Below are 12,078 nucleotides of genomic sequence, written 5' to 3'. Positions count from 1 at the left end.
TTTTTTCCAACCCCCCCCCCGCCCCCCCCCAACCCCCGCCGGCGCGGGGGGCCCCGTTTGTTATAACACCCCCCAAAAAAAACCCCCCCCCCCCCCCACCCCCCCCGTCCCCCGGGCCTTTTTTTTGCTGGGCGACGCTCGGGACAGGCTGTTTGCAGGCAAGCGCCGTCGGCAAAGCTGCCAATCCCCCCTCGTGGGGGGCGATTGGCCGGCACGCCGGCTTCGCCAATCGTCAACGTCGAGGATGCAAGGTCGCGGACAGCTCCTCTCGAGCGCCCGAACGAAAAACGCCGCGGAACAATTGCCGCGGCGTTTCGAAAAATCAGTCTCTGGCCGAGCCTAGCTTGATGGCTGCGGTTCCATGCCGCCTTCGGGCTCGGGGCCTTTCTTGCGACGGCCGGACTTCGGCACGGCCGAGCCACGGCTTGGCGGCGTGTCGTCGCCGAGGTCCCGTGAAGGCTTCTGCCCAGCGATCAATTGCTTGATCTCCTCGCCGGACAGCGTCTCATACTCGAGCAGCCCTTGCGCCAGCGCGATCCATTCCTTCTTCTTCTTGGTCAGGATGGACTTCGCCGTCGAATAGGCCTCGTCGATCAGGCGGCGCACTTCGGCGTCGATGATCTGCGCGGTTTCTTCCGAGACGTTCTGTGTGCGAGCCACTGAATGGCCGAGGAATACTTCCTCCTGGTTGTCGCCATAGGCGACATGGCCGAGCTTGTCGGAAAAGCCCCAGCGCGTGACCATGGCGCGCGCCAGCTTGGTCGCCTGCTCGATGTCGGAGGAGGCGCCCGAGGTGATGTTTTCCTTACCGAACTTGAACTCCTCGGCGACACGGCCACCCATCATGATCGCAAGGCGCGAGATCATGTATTTGTAACTCATCGAATAGCGGTCGCCCTCCGGCAACTGCATGACCATGCCGAGCGCCCGGCCACGCGGGATGATGGTGGCCTTGTGCAGCGGGTCGGCCGACGGCACGTTGAGCGCCAGGATGGCGTGGCCGGCCTCGTGATAGGCGGTCAGCTCCTTCTCGGCCTGAGTCATGGCCGACGAGCGGCGCTCGGCGCCCATCATGATCTTGTCCTTGGCGTCCTCGAACTCAGCCATGGTGACGAGACGCTTGTTGCGCCGCGCCGCCATCAGCGCAGACTCGTTGACCAGGTTCATCAGATCCGCGCCGGAGAAGCCCGGCGTGCCGCGAGCGACGACCTTGAGGTCGACATTGGGCGCCAGCGGCACGTTGCGCACATGCACCTTGAGGATCTTCTCGCGGCCGACGATGTCGGGGTTCGGCACCACCACCTGGCGGTCGAAACGGCCCGGCCTGAGCAGCGCCGGATCGAGCACGTCGGGCCGGTTGGTGGCGGCGATCAGGATGATGCTTTCGTTGGATTCAAAACCATCCATCTCGACCAGTAGCTGGTTCAGCGTCTGCTCGCGTTCGTCATTGCCGCCACCGAGACCGGCGCCGCGATGGCGGCCGACGGCGTCGATTTCGTCGATGAAGATGATGCAGGGCGCATTCTTCTTGGCCTGGTCGAACATGTCGCGGACGCGGCTGGCGCCGACGCCGACGAACATCTCGACGAAGTCCGAACCGGAAATGGTGAAGAACGGCACATTGGCTTCGCCGGCGACAGAACGGGCGAGCAACGTCTTGCCGGTTCCCGGAGGACCGACGAGCAGCACGCCACGCGGAATCTTGCCGCCGAGCCGCTGAAACTTCTGCGGATCGCGCAGGAACTCGACGATCTCTTCCAGATCTTCCTTGGCTTCGTCGACGCCGGCGACATCCTGGAAGGTAACCCGGCCATGCGCCTCGGTAAGCAGCTTGGCCTTCGACTTGCCGAAGCCCATGGCGCGCCCAGATCCGGACTGCATCTGGCGCATGAAGAATATCCAGACGCCGAGGATAAGGATCATCGGCAGCCATGAGATCAGATAGCCGAACAGCGAATTGGAGCCGTCGGTCTCAGGCCGCGCGTTGATGGTGACGTTCTTGTCTTGCAGCCGCGTAACCAGCGACGGATCGCCTGGCGAATAGGTCTGGAAGCCGCTGGCATTGTCGGTGTAGGTGCCGGTGATCCGGGCGCCCGCAATGGTCACCGTCTTGACCCGGCCCGCCGCGACGTCCTGCAGGAACTGCGAATAAGGCACATCGCTGGAAGCCCCTCGCGTCTGCGGCGTCTGGAACAGATTGAACAGGGCGATAAGCAGGACCGCTATGATCGCCCAGAGCGCGAGGTTGCGATAGTTCGGATTCATCAATTGTCCCGTTGGCGTCCGCGGGGCGGACACACGTCATGAGAGGAAACTTGGGCCTAACATAGGGAGGGCGCCTCCCCTTGCCAAGCATAACAGCATGTCTGGGTTAAGCTTTCGCCCTATCATCAACCGGCACTGTGGCCGCTGAAAGGCAAGGGCGGGACCGGGGCCGCACCAATCAGCCCGGCGACGGCCCGCGCCGGTGCCAGATCGAAGGACGGCAGGAAGCGGGCAAAGGGCGCAACGACCGGCCGCACGTCAACCATCGCGGACACCCGTCCATGTCCAGGCAAACCAAGGCATTCACCGGCCTGCCACAACGCCGGCTCGGCGGCGAGCGCGGCGCGCATCAGGCTCGGCGGGGCTTTTCCTTCGCCCATCGCCAGCCGCTTCGCCGCTGCCGTGCCGAACGGGGCAATCAACAATGCTCCGCTGCTGTCGTTCAATGTGATGTGCCGGCGGCCGTCCCAGAGGGTGCTGTCGGTGGCGGCAGCGGCGGCGGGCAGGCCGCGCGCCTCACGGCGCAGGAAAATGCCGGCGCGCCGGGAATCGACAACCGTCCGCGACAATGTGGCGCAAAGAAATCCGGCCTTCAGCCGGCCAAACAGCGCCTCGCCGCGGGCCTGATCCGGCAAGAACGCAATCCCGCCTGTCGTGGCCAGCAGGATGCGCAACGCGTAAACGGCCGCCCGCTCGTCACCGGCGCACAGAAAACCCGGATCAAGACGAATGAGGCCGATGGCTGGCTGGCTGGCGAAGCGATGGATCAAATCGGCAGCGCTGGCGCCAAGCTGCATGCGCTCGACGGCGGCCTGGCTGGCGAGCATTAACGTGCCCTCCATATGCTCGACACTCTCGCCAGCAAGTGCGGCGCGCACACGCGGCCGCTCGAAGGCCTCGTCGATATTGGTCGGATCGTCGGCCCAGCCGACATGTTCACCCCGCAAGAAATCACGAAGCGCCGAGCGTCGCGTCCCCAGAAGCGGGCGAACGATCCACTCGCGCCAGCCATACAGAGTGGCCGGCGCCATGCCGGCAAGCCCGCGGCCTGTCATGCCGGCATCGCCTGGGCCCTCATTCCGCGCGTGCCGCATCAGCACCGTCTCCGCCTGGTCGTCGGCGGTATGGCCGGTCAGGATCAGGCCGATGCCTTCCGCTCGTGCCGCCTCGGCCAGCAGCCGGTAGCGCGCTTCGCGCGCGGCGGCGGGCAGACCGGTCAAGGGCTTGGGGCCCGACCATGTCAGGATACGGTGTGGAATTCCATACGTGGCGCACAGCTTGGCCATCGCTTGCGCTTCCGCCGCCGAACCGGGCCGCAAATCATGGTCGATCGTCACTGCCAGCAGCTTCGTTGCCGGCGCCGTGCGGTCGAGATGGTGTTTGAGAAGAAGGAGCAGGGCGGTCGAGTCGCCGCCGCCGGAAACGGCTGCAACAGCGCCGCTGGTAAAATCGATGTGCGAAAAAATTCTGGTCGAAAATTCAGGCTCGATGTCGAGCATCAATGCGTGTCGCCCAAAAGTGGCCCCGGGACAACGACATGCATCAGAAAGATCAGCACGCAGCCAGGGCCTTCTCCTGCTTGACGCGTTCCTTGAGCGCAGTGGAAATATCAGGGTAGCGCTTGCCGACCTCGCTGAAGGTGGCGCAGGCAACGTCGTGCTGCTTGAGGCCGACCAGCGACACGCCGAGCTTCAGCAGCATGTCGGGAGCCTTCTTGGCCTTGGGGTAGTCCTTGCTGGCGGCAAGGAAAGTCTCAGCGGCGTCTCGGTATTTCTGCTGGCCGAGCAGTGACTCACCCAGCCAGTAATGCGCGTCCGCCGCCTTCGCATCCCTGGGGAAGCGGGCGATGTGGTCGCGAAAACCCTGTTCGGCGGTGCCGTAATCGCCCGAGAGGATAAACTGGTAGGAGTTGCGGTAGAGTTCCTCCGGATCGTTGGTGGCGGGCAATGCGGCGATCACCGTATCGGATTTGCCGGCCTTGGGAGGCGCGCTGGTGGCAGGCGCGGTTTCCTGCGCCGGCGCGGTCGACTGGGTGTTGCCGCCGGCGTCGACGACATTACCGTTCTTGTCGACGGTGATGGTTCCGAAAGTCTTTTCGGGCGCTCCCGTACCGGGAATTACCTTGCCGGGGTCGCCATCGGGGGATTCGACGATGACGTCCTGGACCGTCTTGCCGCCTGCTGACTGGTCGTTGCCGGGCGCGGCGCCGGCATCGGCTGGCGTCTGTGTTGCCGGGGCCGCCGCTACGTCGTTGTCGGTGCCGGTGGTTGCGTCCGATTTCTTCTGTGCCGGCGGCTGTCCGCCTTGCGTGCCGCCGCCTTCAAGCTGCTGGAAGCGGAATTCATTGTCTTCCTGCTGCTTGCGGATCTGCTCCTGCATCTGCAGGACCTGGAAATTGAGTTCCTCGATCTTGCCGTTCATCTGCCGCAGCTGCTCTTCCAGGCTGGTGACGGCGGCAGGATCGGACTGCACCATCTGAACCTGATCCGGTTTTTTCTTTTGACCGAAAATGCCGGGCAATTCGATGCTGGGCAGATGGAAGGAAAAGCCGCTTTCGGTTGATTGCCCTGTGCCGCTCACCCCCAAGCCGCTAGCTAGGGCGGTGACGCCTGATAGGAGCAGCAGCGCAAGCGTGCCGCTCAGAACCGATCTCAAATGCATGTGCCTCTCGCAGTGATTTCGTTAGCTTGTTTGCGCCTTCCAATCAGAATGGGACCAGCCAAGCGCCCTCGGCTCATAGCAGGAGCCGAGACTTCGGCCAAATTTTGTTTCAGGTGGCTGGATATGAAAAAGGCGGCCAAAAGGCCGCCTTTCGCAGAGGTATGTTGCATTTTTACCGCTAGACCGCCGCGCGTTCTTTTGACGCGCCGGTCGGCTGATGCCTCAGGAACCGGCGCCGCTGAGCGTGGTGACCGCACGGCGGTTCTGCGACCAGCAGGAGATGTCGTCGCACACCGCGACCGGACGCTCCTTGCCATAGGAAATGGTCTTGAGACGGCTGGCCGAGACACCCTTGGCGACGAGGAAGTCGCGGGTGGCTGCAGCGCGGCGGGCGCCGAGCGCCAGATTGTACTCGCGCGTGCCGCGTTCGTCGGCATGGCCTTCGACGACGATGGCATACTGCTTGTACTGGTTCAGCCACTGCGCCTGACGAGCCAGCGTCGTCTGAGCGTCGGCGCGGATCGAGGTCGAGTCCGTATCGAAGAAGATACGGTCGCCGATGTTGACGGTGAAATCCTGCGCCGAGCCGGGTGTTGCAGCACCGGCGCCGTTGAGGCCAAGATCGGCCGCGTTGTTCGGCGTCTTCTTCGAGGCGCAACCGGCGATGGCGAGCATCGCCACCAGCGCGATCATGACCGGGTTTCTGGTAAGTGCTGCAATACGGCCCATGCCGCCTCTCCTTCGTATTTCGAGTGATTGTATTCGAGTGATTTCGTTGATCACCCAGTAACCACGTTTGGGTTAACCGGCATTCAAGAAACACGGTTAAAATTTGGTTTAGGCTGCCCGTCCGCAGCTGTTTGGCCATGAGCCACAGTTGGCGCGGACCCTAGGCGGAAATGCGGCCAAAACGCGACGAGGTGATGGAAAAAAGGGAATTGAAGAGCTGAGGAATTGAAGAAATGACGAACCCGGCGGGATAGTTCACTTCAGCTTTTCTCTCAGATTGATCAGCATGCCGTGGACATGCGCATATGCTTGCAGCCACTCGTCGTATTGCGCCCGGCCGATGTATTCCAGATCGAACGCGTAGGATATCCACGTCTCCACTTCGCTGCACGACCCCATCGCCATCGAAATGAACCGTGCGAACTCCGGTCTGGAATGTGTCTGCTTGGCAAATCCCTCAGCCAGATTGGCGCAGATTCCCTTGCTGGAACGACGCAACTGATCGGCCAATGCGTATTGCTCAATCTTCGGGAAAGCGAGCGTAGCTTTATGTACGTCAAGAGAAACCGCATAAGCGCGCTTATAGACTTCTAGATCCTTCGCACGCTTGATATAATTCGCCGGTTTCTCCATCTTCAATTCTTCAATTCGTCATTTCTCCAATTCGCCTCTTACTCGAGCAGCGGCGACCAAGCTGGGTCCGAAGCGAAATTCGTCGTCGGGATCGATTGCTCGTTGCGTCCAGTAAGATCGACCGAAACCAGTTTGGGCCCGCCGGCGGAGTCGCGGAAAAACATCAGTACGCGGCCGTTCGGCGCCCAGGTCGGTCCCTCCTGCTGGAAGCCGGAGGACAGGATGCGCTCGCCGGAGCCATCGGTCTTCATGACGCCGATCTGGAATTCGCCGCCGGTCTGCTTGGTAAAGGCGATGAGGTCGCCGCGCGGCGACCACACCGGCGTCGAATAGACCCCGTCGCCGAACGAGATGCGGTTCTGGCCCGAGCCATCGGCGCCCATCACGTAGATCTGTGCACGGCCGCCGCGATCGGAGGTGAACACCACCTGGCTACCGTCGGGCGAATAGGACGGCGAGGTGTCGATGGCGGTCGAATTGGTCAGCCGTGTCGTCGAACGGCTACGCAGATCCATGGCGAAGATGTTGGAATTGCCGTCGTCGCGCAGCAGGCTCATGATCACCTTCTGGCCATCGGGCGAAAAGCGCGGCGCAAAGGTCATGCCGGGGAAATTGCCGACCAGTTCGCGCTGGCCGGTCTCGATCTGCAAGAGATAGACCCGCGGCTGACCGCTTTCATAGGACATGTAGGTGATTTCTTGCCGGTTCGGCGAGAAACGCGGCGTCAGCACGATCGACTTGCCATCCGAGAGATAGCGGATGTTGGCGCCGTCCTGGTCCATGATGGCGAGGCGCTTCTTGCGCGCGTTCTTGGCGCCGGATTCGTCGATGAAGACAACGCGTGTGTCGAAATAGCCTTTTTCGCCGGTCAGCCGCTCATAGATGGCGTCGGCGATGATGTGGGCGACACGCCGCTGATTGGCGTCGTTGGCGAAGAACTGCTCGCCGGACATCTGCTGGCCGGCAAAGGTGTCCCACAACCGGTACTGGGCGCGGATACGGCCGTCGGCTTCCTTGCTGACGCTGCCGGTGACCAGCGCCTGCGCGTTGATGACCTTCCAGTCGTCGAAGCGCGGGGCTGCATCCGGGTTGGTGATCTTCTCGATAAAAGCGCTCTTGTCGATGGGCGCAAAGAGCCCCGAACGCTTCAGGTCGGCGGTGACGATCTGCGAAATCTGCGCGCCAAGCGCGTCGCCGCCCTGGAAATCGGTGATGGCGATCGGAAGCGGCTCGACATTGCCCTTGTTGACGTTGAGCTCGACGAGCGCCAGCGCCGGCAACGTGCCCGCAGCGGTCATGCCCATCGCCATTGCTGCGACCATCAGGAGCGGCTTGAGGATTGATTTCATGTCTTCTCGCTTCTCGTACTGATTTTCGGATACTCGGGCCTTAGAGGCCGAGCATTTCCCTAGGATCGAAGGTGACGCGGACGTCGGCCCAGATGTCCTGCTTGCCCGCGGGAACCTGCAGGCCGGTGACATCACATTTTTGCACCGCGCGAACGGCACTTTCGTCGAACTGACGGCTTCCGCTCGACTTTTCGACCGCCGGGCGCCCATCCAGCTTGCCGGAGGCATCCAGATTGAACCGCACCACGACGACAAAATTCTCGGAACCTTCAAGGCCTGCGGGAAGGGTCCAGCAGCCGCCGAGCTGGCTTTCCAGGGCGCCCATTTCCGACCTGGAAAGCTTCTGGCCCTGGTCCTTGTCGCCGCCAAGCGACGCCTGCTGGGTCGAGCGCTTGGCGCCGCCGCCGGATGGCTTCTGCTTGTCGAGGAGAGCGGAAATCTCGTCGGCGTTGAATTGCTTGTCGTCGGACTTCGGCTTCGACGAGGCTTCCTTGACTGGCTTGTCGGCATCCTTGCGGTCCGGCGCCTTGGCGCTTTCGGCCTGTGCCGGCTGCGGCTTTGGCCGTGCTTCCGGCGCGGGCGCGGAATCCGGCAGCTGCGTCGCTTCGGCCGGCGGCTCCTGCGCTATGGCTTCGGCAACGGCGTCAGGCTTGACCTCGGGCGTCGGATCGATCGCAGCGGTCTTGTCCTGCGGCGGCGGGGTCGGGGCCGGTTTGGCCGGTGTCGGCTTGGGATCGACTTGCTTGACCGGCTCGGGCTTGACCTCTTCCTTGGGCGTCGGTGCCGGCGCCACTTCCGTTGCCGGCGTAGGCTTCGGCTTCTCCTGCGGCTTCGGCACGTCCTCGGGCTTCGGCTTCTCGATCGGGGTCGGCGCGGGCGGCGGAGCCGAGGTCATGTCGACGGGCTTCGGCTTGGCTTCCGGCGTTATCGGCTTGTCGGTATCGACGCTGTTCTCGCCAACCTTCTGCGCATCGGGAACGACGTCCGGGCGCTGCGTCGGCACAGGTGCCGGCTTTTCATGCATCACGGCCTTCTTGTCGCCCTGCAACGTCTGCGCAATGGCTTCCATCGGCACGATATCGACCGCGACCGACTCGACGTCGGAAGACGGAAGCGCGGCCGGCGCCGTCAGCGTGAACAGGCCGAAGGTCAGCGCCGCCGCATGCAAGATCACCGATGTGGTGAGGCCGGTCTTCATCTTCTTGTCTACTGATCCTGTTCCTGCAACGAAACGAGGCCGATGTTCTTGTAGCCGGCAGCCGAAATGCGGGCCATCACCTTCATCGCCGTGCCATAGTCGGTGGACTTGTCGCCACGGATGAAGATGCGTTCCTCATAGCCGGTCTTCGAGATTGCCTGGAGCTTGGCCACCAGCTCCTCAATCGGAATTTCGGTTTCCTGGAGAAATATCTGACCGGCGGCGTCGATCGAGACGGTGATCGGCTGCGTGTCGGCATTCATCGCCTTGGCCTGCGTGTCCGGCAGGTCGATCGGCACGCCGACCGTCAGCATCGGTGCGGCGACCATGAAGATGATCAGCAGCACCAGCATCACGTCGACCATCGGCGTGACGTTTATCTCGGACATCAGTGCATGGTGGCGGCCGCGCCGCCTGTGGCCGCGCCCGCCGCGTCCTCCCATGCCCATGGACATACCCATCTGCTACTCCTCAGGCCTTGGGGGCCACTTTTTCATCGATTTGGCGCGAGAGTATGGCGGAGAACTCGTCGGAGAACCCTTCCATGCGCACGGCTATCTTGCTCGCATCGGACGACAGCTTGTTGTAGGCAATGACGGCGGGAATGGCGGCGAGCAGGCCGATGGCCGTCGCCAGCAGCGCTTCGGCAATGCCGGGCGCAACCACCGCGAGACTGGTGTTCTTGGAGCCGGCGATCGCCTGGAACGAGGTCATGATGCCGATGACGGTGCCGAACAGGCCGATAAAGGGTGCGGCCGAGCCGGTGGTGGCGAGGAAGCCGAGGCGGCCCTCAAGCTTTTCCATTTCGCGCGTTAGCGCCAGGTCCATCGCCTTGTCGATGCGGGTCTGCAGGCCGAGCGGCGACTTGGCGCCCTTCTCGAAGCTCTTCTTCCACTCGCGCATCGCAGCCACGAAAATGGCGCCCATGCCGGTGGTTTTGCGATCGGCGAGCGTGCGGTAAAGCTCCTCCAGCGACTGCCCCGACCAGAACACCTGCTCGAAACGGTTCAGCGACAGCCGCATGCGGGCATAAGAAACCAGCTTGTCGACGATGATCGCCCAGGTCCAGACCGAAGCGCAGAGCAAGCCGATCATGACCAGCTTGACCACCCAGCTGGCCGAAATGAACAACGCCCAAACCGACAATTGCGCGCCCGGATCGGCGAGTGCGATATTTTCCATCGTTACGTCCTTAAGATTTTCCGGGCGAGCTGGTGGCTGGCCCTTGGCATCCCTTGTGGTCGGTTCGCACGAAGCTACCGGAACAACCCCAAACTGTGCCGTTCTCGGCCTTTTCGGGGCAAATATTGGTGAAAGGAAGGCGCTTGATAACGCCAATCTTCACCAATCTCTTCATGAACCGTTATGGTTAAGGATGGGTTAGTATATAAGGCGCGGCGCATTGCCACGCCCGGTGGCAAAGCACAGTTGATCACAATGGGGCTAATCGGTCGCGGGTAAGGCCTTGGGCATGAACGCTGCGACCCATTCCCTGGGAAAACGCCTTGGCCGGCCATTCTCGCCGATGATCGCCGCCTCGACCTTTGCCTCGACCAGCACCTCGTCGCCGCGCTTGAGCTGCTGTGCCATGAAGATGCGCGCACCGGAAATGTCTTCGGTGCGGGTGTCGACCGTCAGGATGTCGTCGATGCGGGCCGGGCCGCGAAAGTCGATCTCCATGCGCCGCACCACCCAGACTATTCTTTCGCCATGCTTGCCGTCGGCAAGTTCGGTGTGGTGCACGCCGGTCAACCTGAGATAGTCGGAGCGTCCACGTTCGAAGAATTCGAGATAGCGTGCATGGTAGACGACACCGGAGAAATCGGTGTCGGCGTAATAGACCCTCGCCATCAGCCGGTGGCCGAACGCCGTCAGCGCACCGGAAATACCGGCCAGCAGCGTCGCCGATTCACCATGATCGCCCATTGCGCTTCCTTTTTCAGCCCCGACGAGGCACCTGTTTCCTGCGTGGCATAGCATCGGATGGCACTGTTGACGGCGATGATCAAGACCTTGACGGCGGTGCTGCTTGTGCTCGCGGCGTTGGTGTGGCCCAGCGAGGCGGTAACCTTCTCGATGAAGCGCGGCCTCAATCTCGACCAGTGGACGACGTGGCCGGGCGAAGACCAATGGGGCGATGCCAAGGCCATCTTGCCCTATCCGGAATGGCGCAAATTCCTTGGGGAAGACGACCTCAAGGCACTGAAGGACGCGGGCTTCGATTTCCTGCGCATGCCTATCGACCCGTCGCCTTTCCTGTCCGGCCAGACCGTGGCGTTGCGCGACAGCCTCTATGCCAGCGTGCTGGGCTCGGTGCGCATGATCAACCGCGCCGGGCTGAAGGTGGTCGTCGACATGCACCTGATCCCGGCCGGCGGCAGCCGCAAGATCGGCATGGCCGAGGTGATGGACGACCCGCAAACCTTCGACGCCTATGTCGAGACGGTGCGCAGGATGGCCCGCACGCTGGCGAGCGAAGATGCCACCCAGGTCGCCTTCGAGCCGATGAACGAACCGATCGTAGACTGCGACAGCGCCGGCACCAACCTGTGGCCGGACCGCCAGCGCAAACTGTTCGCCGCGGCGCGATCCTCGGCGACGAAACTGACCCTGATGCTGACCGGCGCCTGCTACTCCGCCGCCTCGTCGCTTGAGAAGATCGACCCGAAGACGATCCCGGACGACAACGTCATCTGGACCTTCCACTCCTACGATCCGTTCTTGCTGACCCATCAGGGCGCGACCTGGGCCGGCGACTTCATCCCCTATGTGACCGGCCTGTCCTATCCGCTGACCGCGGTGCCGCGGGCACAGCTCGAGGTGACGCTCGACACCATCCGCGCCAGGATCAAGGCCGAGGCGCCATGGACACGGCAAAGCGGCCTGCTTGCCTATCTCGACGAACAGGTCGCTAGCATGGACAGTCCCGACAAGCTGCTTGGGCTGATGGATGGGCCGTTCAAAAAGGTCGAGGCGTGGGCGAAGGCCAACGCCATCAAGCCGGAAAACATCACGCTGGGTGAATTCGGCATGATCCGCCAGGAATATGGCAACGCCTATGTGATGCCGGCGGAGTACCGGGCCACCTATGTCAGGGACATGATCGCGCGCGCCGAAGCGCATGGCTTCTCATGGTCGGTGTGGAGCTATGGCGGCGCCTTCGGCATCGTCGACGCCTTCAATGGCGAAAAGGCCGAACCGGATGTGTTGGACGCGATCAAATCACTTCGCTGAGGCCGATCT

11 protein-coding genes are annotated in these 12,078 nt (G+C 62.7%); 1 reads left to right on the top strand and 10 read right to left on the bottom strand.

All coding sequences use genetic code 11. From position 1 onward, the window contains the following. Positions 1-339 precede the first annotated feature (339 nt). The 10 genes from ftsH to ybgC form a co-directional block, all read right to left on the bottom strand. Positions 340-2,265 carry an ATP-dependent zinc metalloprotease FtsH gene (gene ftsH / locus NKI73_RS18340; RefSeq protein ID WP_352632061.1) on the bottom strand — a complete coding sequence of 642 codons (1,926 nt, stop codon included), beginning with the start codon at positions 2,263-2,265 and terminating at the stop codon, positions 340-342. 125 nt (positions 2,266-2,390) lie between these two features. After that, on the bottom strand, positions 2,391-3,764 hold the full coding sequence (tilS, locus tag NKI73_RS18335; RefSeq protein WP_352632059.1) for a tRNA lysidine(34) synthetase TilS: 1,374 nt from the start codon (positions 3,762-3,764) through the stop codon (positions 2,391-2,393). 52 nt (positions 3,765-3,816) lie between these two features. Beyond that, a complete protein-coding gene (ybgF, locus tag NKI73_RS18330; RefSeq protein WP_352632057.1) occupies positions 3,817-4,926 on the bottom strand; it encodes a tol-pal system protein YbgF in 1,110 nt (369 codons plus the stop codon). 222 nt (positions 4,927-5,148) lie between these two features. Beyond that, positions 5,149-5,655, bottom strand: coding sequence for a peptidoglycan-associated lipoprotein Pal (gene pal, locus NKI73_RS18325; RefSeq protein WP_109664780.1), 507 nt, complete (start codon positions 5,653-5,655; stop codon positions 5,149-5,151). A gap of 255 nt (positions 5,656-5,910) precedes the next feature. Further along, positions 5,911-6,288 (bottom strand): four helix bundle protein, encoded by a 378-nt coding sequence (locus NKI73_RS18320; RefSeq protein WP_352632055.1) that lies wholly within the window; start codon positions 6,286-6,288, stop codon positions 5,911-5,913. Positions 6,289-6,326: 38 nt separating this feature from the next. Then, complete coding sequence (gene tolB / locus NKI73_RS18315) at positions 6,327-7,610, bottom strand: Tol-Pal system beta propeller repeat protein TolB (RefSeq protein ID WP_502898032.1); 1,284 nt, start codon at positions 7,608-7,610, stop codon at positions 6,327-6,329. A 67-nt stretch (positions 7,611-7,677) separates the two neighbouring features. Beyond that, a complete protein-coding gene (gene tolA / locus NKI73_RS18310) occupies positions 7,678-8,835 on the bottom strand; it encodes a cell envelope integrity protein TolA (RefSeq protein ID WP_352632052.1) in 1,158 nt (385 codons plus the stop codon). A gap of 8 nt (positions 8,836-8,843) precedes the next feature. Continuing rightward, a complete protein-coding gene (tolR, locus tag NKI73_RS18305; protein ID WP_352632050.1) occupies positions 8,844-9,296 on the bottom strand; it encodes a protein TolR in 453 nt (150 codons plus the stop codon). Positions 9,297-9,306: 10 nt separating this feature from the next. Continuing rightward, positions 9,307-10,017, bottom strand: coding sequence for a protein TolQ (gene tolQ / locus NKI73_RS18300; RefSeq protein ID WP_352632048.1), 711 nt, complete (start codon positions 10,015-10,017; stop codon positions 9,307-9,309). Positions 10,018-10,278: 261 nt separating this feature from the next. Further along, complete coding sequence (ybgC, locus tag NKI73_RS18295; protein WP_352632046.1) at positions 10,279-10,761, bottom strand: tol-pal system-associated acyl-CoA thioesterase; 483 nt, start codon at positions 10,759-10,761, stop codon at positions 10,279-10,281. Between the two features lie 57 nt (positions 10,762-10,818). On the opposite strand from ybgC, the gene NKI73_RS18290 reads away from it, so the two are divergent. Continuing rightward, the gene (locus tag NKI73_RS18290) at positions 10,819-12,069 is read left to right on the top strand and encodes a glycoside hydrolase family 5 protein (protein ID WP_352632044.1); all 1,251 of its coding nucleotides are present in this window, start codon (positions 10,819-10,821) and stop codon (positions 12,067-12,069) included. Positions 12,070-12,078 lie beyond the last annotated feature (9 nt).

This window comes from Mesorhizobium sp. M0496 (genome assembly GCF_040321205.1).
In the GTDB taxonomy this organism is placed as follows: Bacteria; Pseudomonadota; Alphaproteobacteria; order Rhizobiales; family Rhizobiaceae; genus Mesorhizobium.
This window is presented reverse-complemented; position numbering and strand designations above follow the sequence as displayed.